General features: G+C 63.0%; 21 protein-coding genes. 9 read left to right on the forward strand and 12 right to left on the reverse strand.

Annotated elements, in window-relative coordinates; all coding sequences use genetic code 11:
* From VFW93_RS03225 to VFW93_RS03240, 4 genes are all read right to left on the reverse strand, one after another.
* A partial coding sequence (locus VFW93_RS03225; protein WP_329692547.1) for a hypothetical protein occupies positions 1-224 on the reverse strand: 224 nt, incomplete at its 3' end.
* Between the two features lie 202 nt (positions 225-426).
* Positions 427-696: an HPr family phosphocarrier protein gene (locus tag VFW93_RS03230; RefSeq protein ID WP_329692548.1), complete on the reverse strand. Its 270-nt coding sequence runs from the start codon at positions 694-696 to the stop codon at positions 427-429.
* Positions 665-1126, reverse strand: a complete 462-nt coding sequence (locus VFW93_RS03235; protein WP_329692549.1) for a PTS fructose transporter subunit IIA — start codon at positions 1124-1126, stop codon at positions 665-667. The genes VFW93_RS03230 and VFW93_RS03235 overlap by 32 nt, the downstream gene beginning before the upstream one ends.
* A 21-nt stretch (positions 1127-1147) precedes the next feature.
* On the reverse strand, positions 1148-1561 hold the full coding sequence (locus VFW93_RS03240; RefSeq protein WP_329692550.1) for a hypothetical protein: 414 nt from the start codon (positions 1559-1561) through the stop codon (positions 1148-1150).
* Here VFW93_RS03240 and VFW93_RS03245 point away from each other — a divergent pair.
* Positions 1554-1733 (forward strand): hypothetical protein, encoded by a 180-nt coding sequence (locus VFW93_RS03245; protein WP_329692551.1) that lies wholly within the window; start codon positions 1554-1556, stop codon positions 1731-1733. The genes VFW93_RS03240 and VFW93_RS03245 overlap by 8 nt on opposite strands.
* 140 nt (positions 1734-1873) lie before the next feature.
* Complete coding sequence (locus VFW93_RS03250) at positions 1874-3028, forward strand: hypothetical protein (protein WP_329692552.1); 1155 nt, start codon at positions 1874-1876, stop codon at positions 3026-3028.
* 47 nt (positions 3029-3075) lie between these two features.
* Here VFW93_RS03250 and VFW93_RS03255 read toward each other — a convergent pair whose 3' ends face one another.
* On the reverse strand, positions 3076-3570 hold the full coding sequence (locus VFW93_RS03255; RefSeq protein ID WP_329692553.1) for a TlpA disulfide reductase family protein: 495 nt from the start codon (positions 3568-3570) through the stop codon (positions 3076-3078).
* A 33-nt stretch (positions 3571-3603) separates the two neighbouring features.
* Between VFW93_RS03255 and VFW93_RS03260 the strand changes: the two genes are divergently transcribed.
* On the forward strand, positions 3604-4302 hold the full coding sequence (locus VFW93_RS03260) for a DUF4197 domain-containing protein (protein ID WP_329692554.1): 699 nt from the start codon (positions 3604-3606) through the stop codon (positions 4300-4302).
* On the opposite strand, the gene VFW93_RS03265 is transcribed toward VFW93_RS03260, so the two are convergent.
* Positions 4277-8749 (reverse strand): YhdP family protein, encoded by a 4473-nt coding sequence (locus VFW93_RS03265; protein WP_329692555.1) that lies wholly within the window; start codon positions 8747-8749, stop codon positions 4277-4279. The two genes, VFW93_RS03260 and VFW93_RS03265, sit on opposite strands and share 26 nt — an antisense overlap.
* 134 nt (positions 8750-8883) lie before the next feature.
* On the opposite strand from VFW93_RS03265, the gene glnE reads away from it, so the two are divergent.
* The 6 genes from glnE (at position 8884) to VFW93_RS03295 (ending at position 17107) form a co-directional block, all read left to right on the forward strand.
* Entirely contained in the window at positions 8884-11796 is a 2913-nt protein-coding gene (gene glnE / locus VFW93_RS03270) for a bifunctional [glutamate--ammonia ligase]-adenylyl-L-tyrosine phosphorylase/[glutamate--ammonia-ligase] adenylyltransferase (protein ID WP_329692556.1), read from the forward strand.
* Entirely contained in the window at positions 11793-12470 is a 678-nt protein-coding gene (locus tag VFW93_RS03275) for a rhomboid family intramembrane serine protease (protein ID WP_329692557.1), read from the forward strand. The genes glnE and VFW93_RS03275 overlap by 4 nt, the downstream gene beginning before the upstream one ends.
* A gap of 108 nt (positions 12471-12578) precedes the next feature.
* Positions 12579-13580: an EpsD family peptidyl-prolyl cis-trans isomerase gene (locus VFW93_RS03280; RefSeq protein ID WP_329692558.1), complete on the forward strand. Its 1002-nt coding sequence runs from the start codon at positions 12579-12581 to the stop codon at positions 13578-13580.
* A gap of 104 nt (positions 13581-13684) precedes the next feature.
* Positions 13685-15112 carry a chain length determinant protein EpsF gene (epsF, locus tag VFW93_RS03285; protein ID WP_329692559.1) on the forward strand — a complete coding sequence of 476 codons (1428 nt, stop codon included), beginning with the start codon at positions 13685-13687 and terminating at the stop codon, positions 15110-15112.
* A gap of 29 nt (positions 15113-15141) precedes the next feature.
* Positions 15142-16059, forward strand: coding sequence for a polysaccharide biosynthesis tyrosine autokinase (locus VFW93_RS03290; protein WP_329692560.1), 918 nt, complete (start codon positions 15142-15144; stop codon positions 16057-16059).
* Entirely contained in the window at positions 16049-17107 is a 1059-nt protein-coding gene (locus VFW93_RS03295) for an acyltransferase (protein ID WP_329692561.1), read from the forward strand. Before VFW93_RS03290 ends, VFW93_RS03295 begins: the two co-directional genes overlap by 11 nt.
* Before the next feature lie 28 nt (positions 17108-17135).
* Here VFW93_RS03295 and VFW93_RS03300 read toward each other — a convergent pair whose 3' ends face one another.
* The 6 genes from VFW93_RS03300 to VFW93_RS03325 all read right to left on the reverse strand — a co-directional run.
* The gene (locus tag VFW93_RS03300; RefSeq protein WP_329692562.1) at positions 17136-18857 is read right to left on the reverse strand and encodes a hypothetical protein; all 1722 of its coding nucleotides are present in this window, start codon (positions 18855-18857) and stop codon (positions 17136-17138) included.
* A gap of 217 nt (positions 18858-19074) precedes the next feature.
* A complete protein-coding gene (locus VFW93_RS03305) occupies positions 19075-20232 on the reverse strand; it encodes a glycosyltransferase family 4 protein (RefSeq protein WP_329692563.1) in 1158 nt (385 codons plus the stop codon).
* Positions 20229-21344 (reverse strand): glycosyltransferase family 4 protein, encoded by a 1116-nt coding sequence (locus VFW93_RS03310; protein WP_329692564.1) that lies wholly within the window; start codon positions 21342-21344, stop codon positions 20229-20231. The genes VFW93_RS03305 and VFW93_RS03310 overlap by 4 nt, the downstream gene beginning before the upstream one ends.
* Positions 21345-21357: 13 nt before the next feature.
* Positions 21358-22599: a hypothetical protein gene (locus VFW93_RS03315; RefSeq protein ID WP_329692565.1), complete on the reverse strand. Its 1242-nt coding sequence runs from the start codon at positions 22597-22599 to the stop codon at positions 21358-21360.
* Entirely contained in the window at positions 22596-23846 is a 1251-nt protein-coding gene (locus VFW93_RS03320) for a hypothetical protein (RefSeq protein WP_329692566.1), read from the reverse strand. Before VFW93_RS03320 ends, VFW93_RS03315 begins: the two co-directional genes overlap by 4 nt.
* A 68-nt stretch (positions 23847-23914) precedes the next feature.
* Positions 23915-24101 (reverse strand): GDP-mannose 4,6-dehydratase (locus VFW93_RS03325; RefSeq protein ID WP_329692567.1); only part of this gene is annotated, 187 nt, incomplete at its 5' end.

Raw genomic sequence — 24101 nt, forward strand, 5'->3', positions numbered from 1 at the left:
TCGTTGCCCTTGAGCTTGTTGGCGTGATACGCCACGATCGGCATCTGCACGTACCAGCCAGGCACCAGCGGCGTGGTCATGTCACTGCCCCCCACACCAGGCGAGTAGCGCTGCAGACCATTCTCGGCAGCCAGCGCCTGCGTTGCACCAGCCAAAGCCAGGGCCAGTGCAGACACCTTCATGCAGGCAGAAGCAGAAACAAAACGATTGCTGTGGCGGGCCATCACGACTCCTTGAAACTTTCAGACTGACAAGCGAATATTTTCTTGTGGGCTCTGGGCCCACTGTCCCGAATTGGGACACCTACTTTGCCCTGCATGGCACCATCGTGGGCCAGGGCTGTCTCCAAGTTGCGACACAAAATGTCACACCCCTTCCCAACATCGGCGGGATACCGCCCGAATGAAGGGGCGCAAAAGCTAGGGTTTACTCGCCCTCACCGAACTTGTCGTTGATCAGGGCCAGCAAGGCCTTGGTGGCGTCTTCCTCACGCGCACCGTCGCATTCGAGCTCCACAGTGGCGCCCAGACCGGCGGCCAGCATCATCACGCCCATGATGCTCTTGGCGTTCACGCGGCGGTCATTGCGGCTCATGTGAACCTCGCAGGGAAAACTGCTGGCCAGCTTGGTCAATTTGGCAGAAGCACGCGCGTGCAGGCCCAGCTTATTGCTGATGGTGACGGTGGTCTTGATCATGTGAGGTGGGTTGGCTGACCTGGTTGTGGGGTCGGCTGGTGGCAATCTGCATGACCCCCTGCGTCCCGCCAGCCACCGCACGGGTGATCAGGGTCTCCAGGGGCTCTCCGGCGTAATTCAAGGCACGCCAGAGCATCGGGACGTTGGCCCCGGTGACGACCTTGACGTGCACACCGTCAGCCAGGCGCTGCACACAATTGCAGGGTGTGGCGCCAAACACGTCGGTCAGAACCAGGGCTTCGCCACGCGCATCACCCTCCAGCGCCACGGCCAGCAGCAGGCGAGCCTGTGCCTCGACCTCGTCGGGTGGCAGATTGGGGGGCACGTCCAGGGCCTGCAGTGATTGCGCGGCCTCGGGAAAGCAATGCTGCGCCGCCAGCTTCAGGGCTGAAGCCAGTGGTGCGTGCGCAATGATGAAGAGGCCAGCCATACAGCTTGGATTATCGGCATCTCAGCCGGGAAATTGGAGCCCGCGGAAAAAAGCATCCGCCACATCTTCACTGGTTTGCCCCTTGATCACCACCTGCGGGCGCCACACGGAGGCCTGGAAAACCGTCATTCCGTGGGAAAAATGCCACGTCCGAATGTCCATATCCAGAGGTCGCCCCAGGCCATCGGGGCGCCGAGCCTGAAATTGCCAGCCATGCGCCTGCGGCATGGGGGTCATATGGGGCACCTGGATCGCCCCCAGATCCTTCTCGGTCACGGCGGAGGCCTGGCCGGCCATTTGCGCTGCAGCCCCCAGGTTTCGCCGCATCATCGCGCCCAGTTCGTTCAAGGCTCCGGGAACCATCGCCGCATCAGGCAGCGTGAGGTAGCTCAGGGCCCAGGTGCCCTCATCGGTCTGGCAGGACAGCATGCGCATCGTCACAGGCGCTGACATGCCGGGCCAGGCGATCTCGCGGGAATGCACGTCCGGCTTGCAGGGGAACTGCGCCTGCAAGCCCTCGGCAGACGCGGGGCGAACATCACGCCAGTTCAAGGAAGGCGAACAGGCTGACGCCAGCCAGCTGCACGCCAGCACGACGGCCAACTGAAGCCCGGCCGCCACACGCACACCTGAAGAAATTCTGAACATTTGCTCATTATGCAAAGGAGTTCCCCACTCACCCATGCGCGGGATGGACAACCCTTCGACGCAAAGACAAGACTGCGACAGTATCAAAAATCCCCGACCATGAACGCCGTACCCGCCACCCCGCCCAACGCACAGCCTTCCGAGCTGCTCGCACAAAGGGAGGGTGACCCGGACGACGCCGAACTGGCACGATGGCAGGAACTGCTGGGGCAAGTCGGCCGTGAACTCGCCGAACCGCTGACCGCCGCACTGGAACGCGTCACCACCTTGACCACCACCGGTCGCATCGACCGGGCAGGCCTGCGCGCCCTGCGCGACGAGGTGGACCGTGCCCGCCAGGCGGGCATCTGGTGCCAGCAGATATCCCGGCTCGCCTCAGGCCGGATCCGCCAATCTCAGGAGCGCGTGCACCTCACGAACACGATTCAAAGCGTGCTGGCCTATCGGGCGCGTGAAATGCATGCCAAGGGCCTTCAGCTCAAGCAGGCCTTGTTGCCCATCGAGATTCAGGCCGATGCGTCCATGCTGTTCGGCCTGCTCAATGCCCTGGTGGACTGGCTGCTGGATTGCGCCCACGGCACGGTTGACATGCGGGTGGACACGCGCAACTGGCCCGTCCGGGCGCAATTGACCTGCACCTTCCAGCATCACGCACTCGATGAGCTGCCGCCCAATGCCGAGGCCCGCCAGGCCCGCATCAACACGATGCACTGGCACCTGCTGGCCCAGACAGCACGCACGCTGGGCCTGGTCATGGACCGACAGATCGACCCCTCCCGGGTTCAGCTGCATCTGGAATTCCCCGGCACCATTGCCCCCAATCGGCTGGAAGACGAAACCCAGGCAGACAACCACGGCTTTGCCGATTCGGTGAACTCCAAGCCGCTGGCCGGCAGCCACGTGCTGGTGATCGCCTCACGCCGTGATCTGCGCCTGCAGATTCGCGAGGCGCTCAAGTCCATGGGGCTGGTGCTGGACTTCGTGGGCTCGGTGCGAGAGGCCGCCGAATTCTGCCGGGAGGGCCTGCCCCACGCGATCGTGTTCGAAAGCGAACTTCGCACCGGCTCGTTTGACCAGTTGGTCAGCGGCATCCGCCAGGAAGTGCCCGAGTTCGTCTTCATCGAACTGACCAAGGACGGCAAGACCTTCGACATCTCGTCCATCAGCGCCACCGGCATGGCCCGCGTAGGCTGCGAAGGCATCGCCAACGCCCTGCCCTCGGCACTGGTCTACGAACTGTCGCGCGTGCTGTAGCCTCCCAGGCACACCCTTGTGGCCCACATGGGGCCAATCACGTCTGATCAGGCCGCTTCTGCCAGCAATTGCGCCAGAAGACTGTGCAAAGCCGCAAAATCAGGCTCACCGACGTAGCGTTTGACGATCACGCCCTTCTTGTTGACCACGAACGTGGTCGGCGTCAGCTGAACCTCACCAAAGCCCTTGGCGAGGTCGCCGGAATGGTCGATGGCCACGCGAAAAGGCAATTGACGCGTCTGCGCAAACTGCATCACGTATGCAGGCGGGTCATACTCCATGGCAATGGCCAGTGTTTCCAGGCCTTGCCCCTGAAACTTCTTGTAGGTGTCAACCATCTGCGGCATTTCCTTGACACAGGTGCTGCAACTGGTCGCCCAGAAGTTGACCAGCGTGACCTTGCCCTTGAGTTCGGCGAGGGAGTGCTGGCTGCCATCGAGTTGCGTGAAGGGTAGATTGGGCGCGGCCTGTTGGGCGCCAGAGAAGCAGGCTGCCAGCAAGAGGGGCAGCAGCAGTGTCAGTATTCGGCGGATCAAGCGCATCTTGGTCACCACGGGAAAGATCTGAGGAAAAAAATGAATCGTCGTACCGTATTGTCGTCGGCATGGGCCTCCTGCGTGGGGCTGATTGCACTGGAAGCCCTGCCCTCGACGGGGTGGGCCGCCCTGTTCAGCCAGGCCGACGCCAGCTCTGCCTTGCGTGCCGCGCTGGAGCGCGGCGCCCAGGTGGCCGTCAGGCAACTGGGCGCAACTGACGGCTTTCTGGCCAACGACAAGGTGCGCATCGGCCTGCCCGACGTGCTCGAAAAAGCGGCCCCCATTCTGCGCACGGTCGGACGTGGCGCCCAACTGGATGAGTTGGTCACCGCCATGAACCATGGTGCAGAAAGCGCCGTGGCGCTGGCGCAACCCCTGCTGGTGCAAGCCATCAAAGGCATGACGGTCCAGGACGCGCAACGCATCATTCAAGGCGGTGACAACGCCGTCACCGATTACTTCACCAGCAGGACGCGCACGCCGCTGGGGCAGAAGTTCCTGCCCGTGGTCAGCAAGACCCTGGACAAGCTCACCATCACGCGGCAATACAACGATCTGGCTGGCAAAGCCAGCAAGCTGGGCCTGGTGCAGGGCGATATGGTGACGGTCCAGGATCACGTGACGCAAAAGGCGCTGGACGCCTTGTACTTCGTCATCGGCGAAGAAGAACGCCGCATTCGCAAGGACCCGGTTGGAACCGGCAGCGCCCTGCTCAAGAAGGTTTTCGGGGCTTTGTGACGGATGCTGGCGGCGTCACCGCTGGCACAGGTGCAGGCGACACCGTGGCACCGCTTGAGGCCACACCACCATCTGGCGCCGATGCAGCCAGCGCCCCCTTGCCACCGACCTTCTCGACTTGCGGATCAGCCCAGGGCCCCGTCACGCGGAACTCCTGCGTGCCGGCATCGGAAACCTGCTTGCGCAGCAACACCTGCGCGATGAAGGTACCCAGGCCGATGACAGGATTGATGGCCGCATAGGCCAGCGAGGCGCCGCCCGCATTGACCTCGGGCACCACGTACACGTGCAGGTTCTGGGTTTCATGCGCCAGATCGGCCTGCCCTTCCATCAGCACGACCGCCTGCACGCCACGCATGCGCAAATTGCGCGTGGTCGCCTGCCCTTGCCCGATCTTGACGTCGCCATCGATGCTGTCGAAGGCGAAGCCCTGCTGGAAGACATCGCGGAAGTCCAGCGTCAGGCGTCGCGGCAAGGATTGCAGACTGAGCACGCCCAGCAGCTTGGCCATGCCCGGATCAACCTTGAGGAACTGGCCTTCGCTGATCTGCACATTGATGTCCCCCGTCATCGACAAAGGATCTGGCTCCATGGGGGCTCCCAGCCAGCTCACCTGCCCGGTGAGCTTGCCCTTGCCGCCCTTGATGGTCTGCGGCAGCCCGAGTCGGGTCAGCAGGCCACCGCTGTTCTGCAGATCCAGCGTGAAGCTGAAAGCCGATCGTGGCTTGAGTTTGACGCCCGGGCGGCGGGCCGCACTTTGCGCGCCCAGGACGGTCCAGTTGCCACTGGCGTTCAGTTGTGCCTCTGGCGAACTCATGCGCAGCTTCGTCATGCGCCACTCCGGCACTGGCGCCGCACCCGCCACCGGAACCTGACGATTGACAGCCTCCACCTCCAGGCGACCCAGCGGCAAGCCGCGCCACTCCAGTTGATCGATGACCACATCCAGCGCCGGCATGCTGCCTGATGCCGCCTCGGGGGACAACATCTGCTCGGCCGCACGCTCCTCCAGCGCCTGGGCTTCGGCAGCCGGCACCGACAGCCGGGACAACCTGGCCACCACACGGCTGCCACCCGCCCCGCCCGCGACAGGCGCCACTTCAGGCACCCATTCGATCAGGCCCGCCACCTGCTGGGCGTCCAGTTGCGCACGCCACACGCCTGCAGAAGGATGCGCCAGGGTCCCGGAGACATCCTTCAAGGTGCGCTGCTGGAAGGTCAGCGCAGACGTCTTCACCGTGACGCTGTCAGGCAGATAGCTCTCGGACGCATCCGCCCCAGCCCCCCTCACCGGTTCAGGCGACTTGAACAAACCCGCCACGCCGGACCAGGCATCCAGATCCAGTGCCGGAATCGCGATCTGAGCCGCCACACCCTTGGCAGGCAGGGCCTGCAAGCCGGTCGCATCGCTCAAACCCGCTTGCACAAGGCTGATCAGGCCCCGTGTGACCCGCGCCTGATCCCCACTGGTATCGCGCCGCAAATCAACTCGCAACCACGGCACGGCGTTGGAGGTCATCTGCAAGGTCTGCGGATTGCCCAGGTCCACCACGATGGCATCGCTGAGCCCTTGGGCGTCCTCCTGCCGGTGAGTGACCTTCAAGGGCCAGACGGACGATGCGGGCTTGTTCAAGGGCGCAGGCAGGTTGGTGGCCATGCCCTGCAGGTTCGAGGTGATCTGCACTTCGGGCAGGGCGCGCTTGCCCAGCGCATCCAGCTTGCCCATCGTCACATTGACCGTGACGGGCGACTCACCGTTGAAGCGCTGCGCCAGCTTCTGCAGAAAGGGGATCTCGACAGCCTGCCGCAGCCCTTCCGCCGACATGCTGCCCTGCGCCACGAACCGAGTCACGCCATCGGATGTCCGACGGCCATCCACGTCCACGGCGTGCCCCCACACGCGGGCTTTGGCCTTCACATTCAGATCGGTTTCCGTGAAACCAATGGTGCCCTGCAACGCGGCAAACAGGGGCACGGACGGATTCAGGCGGAGGCTGGCGCCATCGCGCTCCAGCATCGTGACCGTGCCTTGCAGGCGCGTGTCATCGGCATGATCCAGCGGGATGTCCAGCGACAGGCGCATCGCAGCCGTGCCCTTGGACTGCGCCGCGCCGAGCACATTGCTCGTCCAGCGACCGATCGGTGACGCCGACAGGAATCGCAGCATGTCGTTGAGCGGCCCTTCGCCCTGGCCCTTGATGGTCAGGTGCGGGTCCTGGTGGCCCAGGTCATCGATGCGGCCTTCGACATCACGCAAGCCGAAAGCGCCTGATCCCACACCGCCCAGGCGACCCTTGGCTTCCTTGATGAGCAGGCGCTGCCCCTCGAACAACAACAGCCCCTCCAGCGACGTGAAAGGTGGCCAACTCACCTGCCGGGCGTCCGCCTGCGTGCCCATCAAGCCCTGAGGCACGTAATCCAGCGAGACGTTGCGCATGGGCACCTTGACACGGAAGCGCCCGCCCTGGTCGTCCTTGAAGGGGAACTCATTGAGATCCCCCTCCACGTCAAAGGACACCTTCTCGCCCTGACCACTGCGCAGTGCCAGGCGCACGTAATCGCGCGGCGCCTTCGGGATGGCCAGTGGCAGGTAACGCCAGACCTTGGATGCGTCTGCGCGGTCCAGCCGCCCGGTCAGGCTCAAGACGCCCGGGAAGCGCGACACAGGTTTGCCATCGATGGCCGACACGCCGGACCCCGTGCGCCAGTGGCCTTCCAGCTGCCCGCTGGCATCGGCGTTGGCAAAGGTGGCCTCGCTCACGTCGACCTTCAACTCGGCGGCCTGCCCTTTGACGCGCGCCGGCGTGATCGTCCAGGACACCTTGGCCTGCAGGGCGTTGAGCGGGATGCGCGGCTCCTCGAACACGCCGGGGAAGGCGATCCAGCCCTGCTTCACGTCCAGATCGGCATGCCCGCCGTTTTCATCGGCGCTCAAGCTGACGGTGGCCTGCTCCATGCCGGGGCGGCTGTCCACGTCGGATGAGGCCCAGCCCAGGCCGCGAACCCTGCCGCTGGCCTTGTAGCGCGTCGGCGACTCCAGCAAGCCTTCCCAGTTCCACTGCAACTGCTCGACCACACCATGCGGCGCGATATCGGCCAGGGTCGCGCGCAGCTTGGGTGCCAGCGGCAGGCGGTCCACCAGCCGCGCCAGCAGGTTCAGATCCAGGCGATCGGCCTGCGCCTCGCCCCCTCGTGTCAGGCCCCACACGGCGTCCGACAAGGCCTCGGGCCAGGGCCCATGCCGCCAGACCAGACTGCCACTGCTGGCCGGCCAGACCAGGCCATCGCTGAGCTGGAAGGACAGCTTCTGGAAAGACAGCGCAGACGATTCGGACTCGTGCGACACGGCCACCTGCCCATCCAGATGCCTGAACGCCAGGGGCGCCAGCCCACGAGCCAGGCGAACATTGACATCCTGCATGGCCACATCCAGCTTCAGGCCGCTTGGCAAGCCCTTGGTCAGATCCAATGTAGCCTGCGCTGCGCCCCGACCGCCCTCCACATCGACGGGCAACTTCACATGTTGCTTGAGGCGCTGTACGTCCACGAAGGGCAAGGTTGCGCTGACCGAACCCGACCAGGTCTGCCACTGGCTGGGCCGCGTGGCATCCAGCTCCCAGCGCTGCCAGATGGGTACCGATTCGCCGTCCTTGACCGGAACACCAGAAGCCAGCCACAAGGGCTGCGACATCGAAGCCGACACCTTGAAGCGCTGCCCGAACTCGGCCGGCGGCGTGGCAGACACCGTCAATTCATGCAGGCGCCGCCCCAGCCCCGGCCTGTTGCGCAAGACAAGATCCAGCTGCTTCAAAGCCAGGGTCGGCGCACCGATGAGCTCGTCGGTCCAGCGGATCGTGCCCTGTTGAATCTGGATGCGGGCTTGCGACAGCACCCAGTCTGCGGCCGCAGAACCACCCTGACCACCCGAAGACGCGATCTTGAGCCCCGCCACATGCCATTGGCCTGCGGTATCGCGCCGCACGTCCAGCTCAGGCCCGACGATCACCAGCCTGTCCAGCCGCAACTCGCCATCCGCCAGCGCGCGAGGTGACAAGGTCGACAAGGACACCCGGGCCGTGACCTCGGGCAAACGCAGGGCCACCCGGCCGGCTGCGTCCAGAAGTTGAACCTCACGCAAGGACAAGGTGGGCCAGATACCATCGGCACGCCCGACGACCTTGCCGATGCGAACAGGCACCCCTATTGCTTGCGTGGCCTGCTCAGCCAGATCAAAACGCCATGAATCAATACGGGGCAGAATCTGCAGCAGCAAGACACCCCAGGCCAGCGCCGCCAGCAACAGCAGCACGCCGGCCAGAATGGACAGACCCATGACGACCCGACGCCCAACCCGACCCAAGGTCAAGGCAGAAGCTCGCAGGATGCCGCGCTGGCTGGTTCTGGTGCCGGCCTGGCGCTGGTTGGACGATTCGGGGGGCAAGGACATGAAAGAAGGGTTGCATCAGTCGAACCACCTACATTTCAGGCCACTCTGGTGCCCTACCATCGCAATGAGGTACAGCATCAGGGATCGACAACCGATAACCCTAGCACAGACCACCACGTCGGCCCTTTGGTTCCATGTTTGATTTCCCATTTGACGCTGTAAAGACAACGGCACAAGCCGAGCACTCGCGATACGTTCAACGTATCCGCAGGCGCTATCCAGCCGAACTGGCCGCTTTTGCCGAGACCGCGCCCGGACAGCCCCGCACGGCTGAGATCAGCGCGCTCATCGACCACCTGCTGGCCCAGGGCCGGGAGCTCGGTGCCGCCCTGCGTGTAGCCCGCCAGCTCGTGATGGAACGCCTGGTGGTGCTGGATGTCGAACAGGGTTCCGCCATGCTGGACATCACGGCCACCATGACGGAGCTGGCTGAAGTCACCCTGGATTACGCCTTGCGTGCCGCCGAGGCCGAGGCCGACGCGAAGCACGGCGCCCCGCTCAACGAGCAAGGCCGGCGCATCGACATGTGGGTCGTGGGCATGGGCAAGCTGGGCGGGCGCGAACTCAATGTCTCGTCCGACATCGACCTGATCTACGTCTACGAAGAAGACGGCCACACCGCCGGCCTGAACGACGACATCGGCATCATCAAGGGCCGCGTCACCGTACACGAATACTTCACCCTGGTGGCACGCCGCCTGTCCACCCTGATCGGCGACACCACCGAGGATGGCTTCGTCTTCCGCGTGGATCTGGCCTTGCGCCCCAACGGCAACTCCGGCCCCTCGGTGGTCAGCCTGAGCATGCTGGAAGAGTATTTCCTGGTGCAGGGCCGCGAGTGGGAGCGCTTTGCCTGGCTCAAGAGCCGCATCATCGCGCCACGCCGCGCCATGCCTGGCGGCGAGCACCACAAGCGCGCGCTGGATCTGCGCGACATCGTCATGCCCTTCGTGTTCCGCCGCTACCTGGATTACGGCGTCTTCGAAGGCCTGCGCCAGCTGCACCGCAAGATCCGCGACGAGGCCAACCGCCGTGCTGCCGGTCGCCCCGAGCGCGCCAACGACGTCAAGCTCTCACGCGGCGGCATCCGTGAAATCGAATTCACGGTGCAACTGCTGCAGGTGGTGCGCGGCGGGCAGTTCCCGGAAATCCGCACCCGCTCCACGCTCAAGGCCCTGCCCCGCCTGGCAGCACGCGGCCTGATCCCCAATGCCACGGCCAAATGGCTGGCGCAGGCCTACATCTTTCTGCGCCGCATCGAGCACCGCATCCAGTTCCTCGACGATCAGCAAACCCATCTGCTGCCCACTGAAGACCGGGATCTGGCCTGGATCGCCGACAGCCTGGGTCTGCAAGGCCGCGAACGCGGCACACCCATCAACCCGGACTGCCACACGGGCACCTGCCAGTTGCTGGACGCCCTGTGCAGCGTGCGGGAGCTGGTTGCCACCGAATTCGATGCCTTGCTGCACGACGGCCGTGGCCCTGGCGCTTCGGGCGACGGTGGCTGCAGAACCTGCGGCGGCCCACCTCTGCCGGTAGACAGCGACGAATTCCTGGCCAAGCTGCCCGAACCCGTGTGCAGCAAAGTCCGCGAGTTCGCCGCACAACCCAAAGTGGCCATGTTGTCGGACGCCGCCAAGCTGCGTCTGGCCAAACTGATAGGCCGCGCCACGATGGCCGCCTACGGCAAGGACAGCAAAGGCCTGCAGCCTGATGCCTCCGACTGCCTGGGCCCGGATGCCGTCCTGCGCTTCATCGAATGGCTCAACCCGCTGCTGCGTCGCGACAGCTACCTCTCCCTTCTGGCGGAACGCCCCGAGGTACTCAACCGCCTGCTGCGCCTGTTGGGCCTGGCCAAATGGCCGATGCGCTACCTGCTGCGCCACCCGGGCGTGATCGACGAACTCGCCGACCCGCGCCTGATGGAGGGACGCTTTGACCCCGTCGGCTACCAGAAAGAGCTCAACGAACGCCACAACGCCTGGACGCGCGCCGGCCAGGCCGACGAAGAGGCCCTGCTCGACACCTTGCGCCGCGCCCACCACGCCGAGATCTTCCGCACCCTGGTGCGCGACGTCGAAGGGCAACTCACCGTGGAGCAGGTCGCCGACGACCTCTCCGCCCTGGCCGACGCCACCCTCAACACCATCATCCAGTGGGCCTGGGGCCACCTGCAGCAGCGCCCAGGCAAGCAAGGTGCGTATGCCGTGGGCCGTCAGCCGCACTTCGCCGTCATCGCCTACGGCAAGCTGGGCGGTCTGGAACTGGGTTATGGCAGCGACCTCGACGTCGTCTTCCTGTACGACGACACCCAGGACCAGCAACCCGCCGATGCCGGCCCGGACACCGCCGGCCCCATCGACGCCTACCTGCTGTTCGCCCGCAAGCTCATCACCTGGCTGACGCTGCGCACCTCGGCCGGCGAGTTGTTCGACATCGACACCGCCTTGCGCCCCAACGGCAACTCCGGCCTGCTGGTGACCAGCTTCCACTCGTTTGACGACTACCAGCGCCAACGCGGCAGCAACACCGCCTGGACCTGGGAACACCAGGCCCTGACCCGCGCCCGCTGGTGCGCCGGTGAACCGGCCCTGGCCGAACGCTTCGAGACCACCCGCCGCGCCGTGCTCAGCGCCGAGCGTGACCCGGCCGCCTTGCGCGAAGAAGTCACCGCCATGCGCGAACGCATGCGCGAAGCCCATGCCTGCCCGCCTGCCGAATTCGATATCAAGCACAGCCCCGGTGGCATGATCGATGTGGAATTCGCCGTGCAGTTCCTCATCCTGGCCTACAGCCGCCTGCACCCCGAACTGCTGGACAACAAGGGCAACATCGCCCTGCTCGATCGCGCAGAGCAAGCCGGACTCCTGCCGGCCGGTGTCGGACACGCTGCAGGGCAGGCCTACCGGGAACTGCGCCGCATCCAGCACCGGGCTCGCCTCGATGACGCTCCGACCCGGTTCGAACTGGCGCAGATGCCGAGCTTGCAGACGCCTCGTGACGCCGTGCTGGCGCTCTGGCGAGCCGTCTTCCCGTCAGCGTGAGCACCGCCACCCCTCAGGCCGACATCCGACACGGCGCCTGGCTCTGGCTCGCACTGAGCCTGCTCCTGGGTTTGCCATCGGCCTGCATGGGATGGGTCCCGCTGGATCAGCCCGTCGCCAGTTGGCCGAGCTGGGCACAGCAGCTCGCCCTTCACCCTGACCGGGGCCTGCATCAGCCCGCCTGGGCCTGGTGGACGGCGGCCTGGCTGCATGGCAGCGCCCAGCATCTCTATCGCAACCTGGGCGCCCTGGCCTTGATTGCCGCCATGGGGTGGTCCGCCCGTGTATCGGTCCAATCCGCACTGATCTGGTTCCTGGCCTGGCCGGCGACACAAATCGGCATGCTGGGCCAGCCTCTCCATACTTATATAGGTCTGTCAGGGGTATTACACGCCGGCGTCGGCGTCATCGCGCTCCACCAGCTCGGCAATTCAGACACCAGAAGCCATCGAATCATGGGTTATCTGCTGGCTGCAGGCCTGATATTGAAAATCCTCATGGAAAACCCCTGGCAGCACGCCCTGATCAAACCCCCAGGCTCGGATATAAATGTGGCCCCCTGGGCTCATTTGAGCGGCGCCCTTTCGGCCGCCTTCATTTGTTTGTTCGCTTCTGTTACCAACCGACTCCCCAGTGTGAAAAGACTGACACGTGGGAGACGTACACTCATTTGAGCGCCCCGAGAAAACCCCCGGGAACTTCGGTGACGCTACAAGATCTTGCACAAGTGCCGAAAACACGGCCTCATGCATAACCAATTGAAACAACCCAACAGTTCAACCATGCAAACCCGCCTGCAAGCCATCACCCGTCAACGCTCCATCCGCATGATGGCGCTGATGCCCGTTGTCATTGCCTCTGCCCTGGTGATCGCCGGCTGTGGCGACAAGTCCAAACACGAAGGCAAGGCCAGCCAGGCGGCGGCCCGCGTCAACGGCGAGGAAATCACCGTTCACCAGATCAATCAACTGCTGGAGCGCCAGCAAGGCCTCAAGCCCGAGCAGGCTGAAGCCGCCAGCCGCCAGGCCCTCGAAGGCCTGATCGACCAGCAACTGGCCGTGGCCAAGGCCGAAGACCAGAAGCTGGACCGTGATCCTCAGATCGTGGCCCTGCTGGATGCCACCCGCCGCAGCATCCTGGCGCGCGCCTATGTTGAAAAGGCTGCCGCCGCTGGCGCAGGCACCCCCTCTTCCGATGAAGTGCGCAAGTACTTCGACAGCAAGCCCGCCCTGTTCGCGCAGCGCAAGGTCTACGCCCTGCAAGAATTCACCGTGCCTGCTGCAGGTGACGTAGCCAAGGATCTGATGGCCAAACTGAAGGCCACCAAGACGGCCAACGAGTTTGCCGAGGTCCTCAAGGCCAGCGGCGTGAAGTTCACGGCCAACCAATCCACCCAGGCTGCAGAAAGCCTGCCTCTGGGCATCATCGAGCCGCTGAGCAAGGTGGGCGACGGTGAAGCGCTCTACATCACGGCCAAGGACGGCTTCAAGGCCCTGCTGGTCGTGGCCAGCAAGAGCCAGCCTGTCACGTTCGACCAGGCCAAGCCCGCTATCGAGCAATACCTGACGGTCGAGCGCCGCCGTGAGTTTGCCCAGAAGGAACTCAAGAGCCTGCGCGCCGCTGCCAAGATCGAATACATCGGCAAGTTTGCCGAGAAGGCCGCGTCGGGTGCTGCTGCAGCGGCGTCCGAAGCATCGCCAGTCGCCGCCCCTGCTGCTTCCGAAGCCGCTTCTGGCGGTCTGGATGCCAATGCACTGAGCAAGGGCCTGTCTGGTCTGAAGTAACCCACTTGACCAGGGTGGCCTGCGAACCAGGCCCCCTGGCTGCAACTTACACCGTTTGCTACAGCGAATCACGCTTGATCAATTTCAGGTGACCCAAAGCCGGTATGACATTCAATCAATTTCTGCGCATTATCCGAGCCAGGTGGATTCTCGCCTGCACCATCCTGGCCGTCTCTGTCATCGGCACCCTCGCTGTCAGCCTGATCCTGCCCAAGTCCTACTCAGCCACCGCTTCCGTGATGGCCGATGTACGCCCCGATCCGGTTTCGGCACTCGCCACGCCCGGTGCGTTCGCGATGACCTACCTGGCCACCCAGGTTGACCTGATCAAGAGCCCCAACGTATCCCAGCGCGTGGTGCGCGACCTGCGCCTCACCGAATCGTCGGAAATGCGTCAGCGGTGGATCAAGGCCACCAACCAGCAAGGTGATTACACCGCCTGGCTTGCAGACCTGATCCAGCGCGGACTGGAAATCAAGCCCTCGCGTGAATCCAGCGTGATCCAGATTACCTACGAAGGCGCATCGCCTGCCTTTGCATCCACCCTGGCCAACGCCTATGCCAAGGCCTACATCGACTCCACCGTGCAGATCAAGATCGATCCTGCTCGGCAGTACGCTGACTTCTTCGAAGAACGCACCCGACTGGCTCGTGAAAAACTGGAAAAGGCGCGCTCGCGCCTGACTGAGGCACAACGCGCCAAGGGCATCATCGCCACCGAAGAACGCCTGGACGTCGAAAGCGCACGCCTGGCCGATCTGTCTGCACAGGTCACCGCTCTGCGGTCGCTGCGGACCGAAACAGGTACGCGCTCCAACCAGTCAGGCAACAACCCCGATCAGATGCGCGAAGTGCTCAACAATTCGCTACTGGTCGGCCTGAAGGCTGACCTGGCTCGCCAGGAAGCACGCCTGCGCGAAATGAATGAGCGTTTCGGCGATGCCTACCCCGCCGTGGTGGAAACCAAGGCCAATGTGGCCTCGCTGCGTGACCGCATCCAGTCCGAAACGCGTCGCCTGACAGGCAGCGCGCGCATCGACGACCGCATGGCGCAAACCCGCCTGACTGAAGCGGAAGCTCAGTTCGAAGCACAGCGTCAACGCGTTCTGAAACTCAAGGATGCCCGCGCCGAGCTGTCCGTGCTGGAGCGTGAAGTCGAAACCGCTCAACGTGTCTACGACTCCATCCAGGAGCGCCTCAACCAGACCAGCATGGAAAGCCATGTCAATCAATCCGGCATCTACATGCTGAGCAGCGCCACCGAGCCCACCACCCCGACCTCACCTCGTCTGATCCTCAACGTTGCCGTGTCCATCGTGCTCGGGACCTTGCTGGCGCTGATGACCGCCATGGGTGTCGAGCTGTTTGACCGTCGCGTTCGCGGCCCCCTGGATATCGTTCAAGCGCTGGATCTGTCGGTGATTGGCCTGCTGCCCGCACCCAACTCCAAGGAAAAGAAAAAGCGCCTGCTACGCATTGGATCCGCCAGCAATAGTCAAACGGCTGTTGTATCTGTACCCGCACAACAGTAAGTCGAACTATGTCGAGCAAAGACAAGCACATGGCGCAGCACTCCTTCCATCCCTCGCGATTTGCATCGTCGGAGGAGCACCTGGAATTCAAGGATACCCAGCCGATTCCACCCGAGCGCTCCATTGGCGACCTCATCAGTGAAGCCAACAACCTCTCGACCGAACAGATCGAGCAGATCCTGCAGTACCAGCGCAACAACGGTGTTCGCTTCGGTGAAGCTGCGGTGGCACTGGGCCTGGCCAATGCGGATGACGTGATGTGGGCCCTGGCCCAACAGTTTCACTACCCGTATGCATCAGAAGGCAAGAACAAGCTCAACCCCGAACTCGTGGTGGCGACCAGCCCCTTCACCGAGCAAGCCGAAGCCTTCCGCACGATTCGCAGCCACCTGATCATGAAGGTCTACAGCAGCGACGGTCCTCGCCCCGCCCTGGCTGTGCTCAGCCCTGACAGTGGCGACGGCAAGACCTACTTTGCCGCCAACCTCGCTGCGGCCTTCTCGCAGCTGCCCGGTCGCACCTTGCTGATCGACGCGGACATGCGCACACCGCGCATCCACGAACTGTTCGGCCTGACCGATCGCAACGGTGGCCTGTCGTCGATCCTCTCCGGTCGCACGGCCTCGAAGGTGATTCAGCCCGTCAAGGAGTTGCCCAACCTTTACATCCTGCCTGTGGGGCCCACGCCCCCCAACCCGCTGGAACTGCTGGAGCGCCCCGCTTTCGATCTGCTCATCCGCGAGCTCAAGACAAAGTTCGACCGCATCGTGATCGACACCCCGGCCTCCTCCCTGGGTACCGATGGCGCCGTCATCGCGGCTCGCGCAGGTGCGGCACTGGTGGTCTCGCGTCAGAACAAGAGCCGCATGGACAGCCTGAACCAGTTGGTCAAGACCGTTCAAATGAGTTCGGCCAAACTGATTGGCGCCATCGTCAATGAGTTCTGAGCGCCCACGCGCTGAACGGCCACCACAATACATCGGACTGCAGATCGGGCGAGGCATCGCCTCGTTGCTGGTCGTGGGGCACCACACCTCCGGCAAGCTCGCTCTGACGCAAGCCGAATCGGGGCAGGCAGCCTTCCTCAACGGGCTGCTCGACATCGGCTGGATCGGGGTCGACTTCTTCTTCGTGCTCAGCGGCTTCATCATCGCGATGACGCTGAGCCAAGGGCCCGCAGCCGGGCAGTTCGTCTACAGGCGCTTCATCCGCGTCTACCTGCCCTTCTGGGTGGTATTCGGGCTCACCTTGCTGGTCAGCGCGGCCTTGCCACCATTGCGGCACTCGCTATCGGGCTTTGCACCTTGGGAATGGGTGCTCGCCCTGGGCTTGCTGCCGTCGGGGCACAGTGCGCCCGTCATTGGCGTGGCCTGGACACTGCATCACGAAATCCTGTTCTACGCCTTCGGTGCCTTGTGGCTGATATGGCCTCGCACCACCCTGGCCTGTGCTGCCGCCTTGTTGCTGACCTCGCTGGCGGTGCATGACACGCGCTATCCGATCCAGTTCCTGCTGTCACCACTGCACTGGGAATTCGTGTTCGGGATCGCCATCTTCCTGACTCACCAGCACTTCAAACGCCCGCTGGCCCTGGCAGCCGTGGCCTGCGGCCTGGTCTGGATCTTCGTGACCCATGCCCTCTATCCGGCAGACAATGATGCGACGGGCGCCGCCCGGGTACTGCAGTTCGGCATCGGCTTCAGCCTGATCTGCCTGGGCTCCTCAGCCTGGGAGCGGCATGGTCAGCCCGGCACGCAAGCCTGGCTGCAGACCTTGAAGCGCTGGGGCAAGCATCTGGGAGACTGGAGCTTCGGCCTCTACCTGATCCACATCCCGATCATCCTGGCCGTACTCAAAATCAGCGCACGCTGGCAAAACAGCGGCAACCCACATGCCGCGCAGTACATCGGTCTGGCGGCCATGGCCACCTGCGTCTTCTGCGCCTGGTTGTTCTACACAAGGGTCGAACAACCCATCCTGAAGCGTCTGCGCTGAACCACTGCACGCCGCCTTGCAGTGGCTGTCAGTTCGTCAGGAAGATCGGGCTGAAATCCACCGACACCGAATCACCGGGCTTGATGGCTGTGCACTGCCCCGTCAGATCACACCGCTTGCTCACACCCGCAGGTACCGTCATCTGGGCGGGACGCTCACGGGTCCTGGCAGGATGCCATGCGATGTAGGAAACACCCCCAGCCGAGTCAGTCATGGCAGCCTTCCACACGCCACCATCACTGACGCGGTCCAGGTCGCTCATGCGCCGCCCCGTCATCCAGGCTGACACTTGATAGAAGGCTTTGCCACTGGCATTGACAGCCACCGAGAGATTGGTGCCTGGGCGTATCCGGGTGGGTGAACTGGGCCAGCCATGCTGGTCATCCCACGCGTACTGATAGACCCGCCCCAGACCGGAGGCCCACCCCACCACCATGAACCTGGCCAGGTAGGCGGCGTTCAGTTCGCTGATCCGGGGCTGAGGCAAGCCAGCTGCCTGCGCCGCCCGGCACGCGGGGTCAATGCCCACATCAATCTGGCCGATCCCTGTTTCCGTGCTCCACAAAGGCTTGTCGCTCGCACCGTGATCTCGCATCAGCGCGCGGATGCCCAACACGTGGGACATCATCATCTCCGGGTAGCCGCCCTCCAGGTAGAGGTGATAGCCGATGACATCCGCGCTCCTGGCGCCGCCCAATTTGAGGAAGTAATCCAGGTAGTCACGATGCTGATAACTGATGCCGGCAGAGACGACCTTGGCATCGGGATTGACGCTCTTGAGCACACGGGCGGCCTCGTTCTGCAGTTGCAGCAACTGCTCGGGCGAGCCACGATAACCGGACCCCAGGCCGGAAGCACACCCATCCCGACTCGGGCACCAGTCATGGTTAGCGTTGAAGTAAGGCTCGTTCCAGACCTCCCAGTACTTCATCGACTTGCCGCTGTAACGCGTGGCAATGTCCTTGACCCAGCCTTGCCACTCGCTCATCCTGCGCGGATGCTCGTCACAACGGTAGCAGCGCGATGCTGGCTCGTCGTCTTGCGCGTCTTCATCCAGCGAAGCCCAGGCCGGCGCATAGCCACCCAGCACCATCAGCACGTCCGCCTTGGCGCTGTCTGCTGCCTTGACACGCTGATCCAGCGAGCCCCATTCGTACTTGCTGCTCTTGCCTGCGACAGGCCGCTTGCGCTGCACGGCATGCCACTGGGAACGCTCGCTGTCCCAGACACGCATCGAACCCGCATTGGAATCCTCGAAGGCATCGGCCAGGTTGTCGTTGTGCAGGACATGCGTACCGAAATACTGCCTCGGCACCGCAGCGGTCGGCAGGCCCAGGTTACTGCGCGCGCCCGTCATGACCGCATCATCCAGCCAGACCGTACCCGGTGTCGCGCTGCCCACGATGAACAGTGCCTGGCGCGCATCCGGCTCGGACAAGCCGTGCGAGAACGCGTCCACGCTCACATAGGTCCACTGATCGGTCGCGCGCACCAGCCTGGAGCCGTAATCCGCATAGGGCGCGCCGGCCTGACGCAGCGATATCTTGATCATCATGGGGGCGGCCGCGCGCACCCACACCCCCAGGGTAAAACGCCAGTCAGGCGGCAAGGTCACAGGCTGTACCAGCTGGAACAAGCCGCTCCTGAGCGAGACCTTCACGCTGTGCCCGCCACTGTGGGCCAGCACGCCATCAACGTCATAGACAAGGCTGCTGGCCGCATTCCAGCAGGAGTTGTCGCTCCAGGCCATGGGCAGACGCCCCTGCACCCCACGGCACCCCCCAAGCTGTGATGTGCCGCCTTCAAAAATACCATCCCTCAGGAGATTGCCTGCAGCGGCACTGGAGGGCGCATCCGCTGCCATCGCATGAGGCATCCCTGCACCCAGGATCAGAAAACACGACAACGCGACTCTGGCCAGCATGCTCATAGGACCCTTCAAAGATCAGGCAACGCTCAATTTGACATCATGAGGCCATCAGAAATTGCAGCAAACGCGAGGCCACGGTCGAAGATTCAAAATGCTCACGGAATCTCGTTGCCGCCGCGTCACTCATGCGCGACAACGCATCCCGATCACACAGTACCGCCAGCAGTACATCACAGGCTTTGCCCACGTCATCGAGTGGCCAGAACCGGCCTTCCACGCCTTCTCTGAAGATTTCCCCGATACCGCCCACACGAGCGGCCACCACGGGCACCCCGGCAGACAGGGCCTCGATCAACACCAGAGGCAGGTTTTCCATCTGCGCGGCATGCACACACAGCTTGTGCCCGGGGATGAACAAACGTCCGCGCGGATGGAATCCCTCGAAATTCACTTGCGCACGCACACCCTGCTCGTCCGCCAGTCGCTCCAGAGCGACACGATCAGGTCCATCGCCCACCAGGGTCAGTGTCAGCTTGTGCCCGCGACGGCTTGCTTCGCCGAGCACCTTGAGCAGGAAGCTCTGGTTCTTGCGCGGCTCCAGCGTACCGATGGCCACGAGGTCTCGCCCCGCCAGATCCGGGCGCATCACCTCGGCACCCAGGGGCGCCACGAAATTGGGGATCACGGCAGACCGTACCTTGCCCAAGCCAGGCATGGTCTTGCGCAGCTCGTCCTGCATGAACAGGGACACATAGACCAGACCATCCACGCGCGACATCACAGCCGATTCGAGCTTGCGAATGCCCTGATCGATGGGGCCGCCCCGGGCGATCATGCCTTTGCCGATCCACTCATCCGCCTGTGATCCATTGAAGTGGATCACCTGCACCACCTTTTGCGCGGGCCCCGTCACGCAGTCGAGCGCGACCGAAGACGACAGCGGGCACTGTGCATAGACGACGCAGCGCCCGTGCTCACGCATGAGCTGGCGCAAGTACTGGCGCAGCAAGAAGGCATGACCGTTGCGGTACAACCAGACCGCGCCAGGTTTCCATACGTATTCCAGCACGCGCCGCAAGGCAATGAAGGCATACAGGAGCGGCAGCAGCGGCCCCTGAAATGGCGTGGCCACCGCATGCGCCACGCCTTGTTGCGCCAGATAGGAGGCGAACTCGCGCATGTGGGTCTGCACGCCCGTAGCGCCCTCCAGGCGCATCAGCGATGCCATGATGATGAATGGCTTGTCCGTCTTCATCGGGGGCTCCCCTTGCCTCCTGCTGCTGCAAAGCGAACGGCATTCAGAAACCCGGTCGCCGCATGGGCAAATGTGTAGTTCTTCACTTGAGCCTTCGCGCCGTCCGAGCAGCGCGTCCAGACCTCACCGTCAGAAAGGAGCGTGGCGCAACGAGCCACCCAGCTGCCTTCATCCAGCTCGCAGATGAAACCGCTGACGCCGTCAATGATCAACTCGCCCGCCACCCCGGTATGCGGTGTGGACACGGTTGGCGTACCGGCGGCGCAGGCCTCGTTCACCACCACGCCCCACGGCTCCATGGTCGTTGGGAACATGAATATCTTCGAGGAGGCGTATTCCAGTGGCAGTTCCTCTTGCGATTTGTAGCCCGTAAAGGAAACATCCACCCAGGGCGCCAGTTCCTGAGCCAGCTGCCTCAACTCGGGCTCCATGGCACCTTTGCCCACACATCGGAACGTGACCTTGCGTCCCAGGCGCTCTGCCACGCCCTTGGCGACCCGCAAGGCAAAAAGCGGATTCTTGCGCTCGATATAGCGGCCGCAATACAGGAAGTCGTAGGGCCGAGGCATGGCGCCGTGCCGCCCGAAATGATCGTTGTCGATGCAAAGTGGCGAGACGAAGATGCTGTCCTTGCGCACGCCATAGCTCGCAAACAGATCCCTGCCTGCCAGACAGGCCCCGATGAAAGCCCTGGTTCTGGCAAACACGACACGGCGCACCAGGCGGTGCACCCAACTGAGGCCCTGCTCGGATTCCAGCGTGCCATCCGTCATCACCACATGAGGCACACCGCGCCAGACCGACCAGGCAAAGGCATACAGAAACGTCGGGATGAAGCCGCTGGTCACCACCACATCAGGCTTGAGCTGATCCAGCAAGCGCGTCACGGACCAGTCGGCATGGGCAAACCTGTTCTCGTATGCCGTGTACTCGCCCTCCAGGAAGTGCACGCCATACTTGCTCGAGCGGCCGTCCTTTGACGGATCGATGTGGGCGCCAGCGCAATAAACCACGTGCAGATCCACGTCACCTGAATCGGCCAGGATGTCCCAGATCGGCAGCCTGTACGGCGTGGGCACATTGGTCACAACGACGCAGCGTAACTTCTTCATCTCTACCGCCTCGTCAGACAAGGGAAACCGCAGTGGACCGACGCGGTTTCTTGCTTTCAACCGGCTCTACCTCCTCAACGGGATCCGGATAAAGATAGATCAACAGCAGGACGGTGGCGACCGGCCAGGTCTTCAACGCGTACAACGACACCGTGGCAGAGAAGCCTTGCGAGATATAGAGCATGAACCCGACGAATGCCAGCCCCTTGGCCCATTTGCGCCTGCCCGCCGAATTGGCGATCTTGTAGACCAGCGTCCAACCCGTCACGTTCAGGATCAGACCGAACACGCCTTGCGTGACCAGTTGATAGAGAAAATCGTTGTGCGCACCGTGCGGCATGCCATCACTGATGTTCTCCATGTAGATGATCAGGTCGGCATACAAGCCGCGACCGAACAACAACTCGGTGGGCGAGTAGTTCGCCAGACCATACTTGAACAACACCTCCACGATCCGATCGCGCCCCTGTGTGAAGGACGCGAGGTTGGACGTATCGAAGCCCAGCGCCTTGGACGAGTCATAGAAGTACATCACTGCACCAGCTGCGGCGCCCAGGAAGGTGCCATAAAACAGCAGGGAAAGCGGCTTGGCGCCATTCTTGAGCGCGATGTACACCAGCACGAGCGCCAGTGTCAGATAGTTCATCCGGGAGTTGGCCAGCACAACCTGCACCACGGACAAACCAGCCAGGACAATGAATGTGGGGGTCGGCTTGAATCGGTTCCACGCCGAATAAACAAGCAGAGAAGTGGCCAGGCTGTACGCCAGGTCGGTCTTGAAGAGGTAAAACCCCTTGAACGTGTGGACGCCGCCCCAGTAGGTCCAACCGTACTCGAATGGCAGCAACGCCGCGTTCGCCACGATGTTGAGCGCCGCCCCGACGGCAATCGCAAACGGCAAGGATTCATCGGCTGCTGCCACAACCAGCCCGAAGAACACAAAGGGACTCACGATCTTGAAAATCGCCTGAGGTGACCCGTTCTCGAAGATCATCAGCAGGATCAGGAACGAAAAGTAGACGACGATGAAGATCCACAACTGGGACTGAGATGTGCCCTGTGACTTCTGAACGACCGCACGGTCATATCCGCGGCCGGTTCGCATGAAAAAGACGGCGAACACCAGCAGGAAAATGTACAGATACTTGACCGCATTGACCTCGAAGAACGCGTCCGCACCCGACTTGAGGCTGAGCGCCAGAAACATCGGGATCGCGTAGAAGCGAGGCAAGACCATGTTTTCGATCAGTTTCATCTGTTCCCTCGCTTGAGCTCATCAGGCACGTTCCTGAGCATGGCCCGCATGCCCAGAAACAGGATGCCCGCATAGCAGGCTTCACCCATGACAGCGCCTGCCATCAGGCCATTCTTCCCGTACATCCAGGACAGCAACAACATCGAACCGATACTGACAACAGAGCTCCCGGCCGCGGCATAGAACGACTGCCTGAAATGCCCACCAGCCAGCAGCACGCCGTTACAGACGCCTGACATGCCGCTGGCCAGGAAGAACAGGCCCCACCAGGCGATGTCAACGCGCAAGCCCTTGTACTTCTCTCCGAGCAAATAGGTTTCAAGGTAGGGATAGGACAAGGTCAGCGCACCGCAATACAGAACCACGATGATCACGACACCGATCATGGACAGCCTGGTCAAGCCCCCTACACTGGCCACCTCACCCTTGGTAATGGACTGACTGACCTTGGGTCTGAAAATGTTGGCCCAGGACAGAAACAACATGCCCAAAGGTGCCGTGAACAGCTTCGCCGCCACGATTTCAGCCGTACCTTCCGGCCCCACCATGCGGGCACCAATCAACAGATAGGCATTGCCAAACGCCCAGGCCACCACGCCCGCGGGGAGCGACCATCTGGCCAGTGGCCAGACTTCCTTCCACAAGGTACGCCAGGCGCTGAATGTCACCACAGGCTTGATGCCTGCCCCCAAGGCCCAGAGCAAGCCGGTGCCAACGCCCACGCTACCAACCAGCAGCAGCATCGAATCAGCCCGGACGCTTCCTTCCAGCACCAGCCCTCCGATCGCTGCCACCAGGACCAGCACATAGATCAGGTCATTGCGCAGACACAGATCCGGACGCATGTTGATGAACTGCACATTGCGCAGGAATTCTCGCAACCAGGTGGCGAGGATCAGCAGCGCCATGCCCAAAGCCAGATTCACACTCACTTCATCCATGGAAATGGACGAGGGCACAGCCCAGATGGCGAGCCCGCCCACCACGGCCAGAAACAGGCTGAGCACCAATTGCAGACCAAAGAAAGCGCGGGCCGCAGCAGCCCTGTTCACGTCGTCCTTCTGCGGCAGCAAGGTCAAAGCGGTCGTGTTGACCACGGCGCCCTGCAAGGCCAGCGTCAGCGCGTTATAACCAATGATCTGACTGAACGCATAGTACTCATGCTTGGTCGCGAACTTGATGAACACCAGCCCGATCAGGAAATTGCTGGCACTCAGGATCGCCTGGTCAATCAATGAGTGGGACACCCCTTTGAATATCCCCCCCCGTTGGGTCACGCCGGACATACAGCCTCTTTGTCTGAAAGCTCGAGGCTTTATTCGTGGTAATCGTATGCCTGGAAGCCAGCGGACTTCACCAGGCTGTCTCGCTTGGCCGCCGTGTAGTCGCTCAGCACCATCTCCTTGACCAGTTCGGCCAGCGAGATCTTGGGCGTCCAGCCCAGCTTCTCCTTGGCCTTGGTCGGGTCGCCCAGCAGCGTCTCCACCTCGGTCGGGCGGTAG

Source organism: Aquabacterium sp. (genome assembly GCF_036279675.1).
Lineage (GTDB): Bacteria > Pseudomonadota > Gammaproteobacteria > Burkholderiales > Burkholderiaceae_C > Aquabacterium.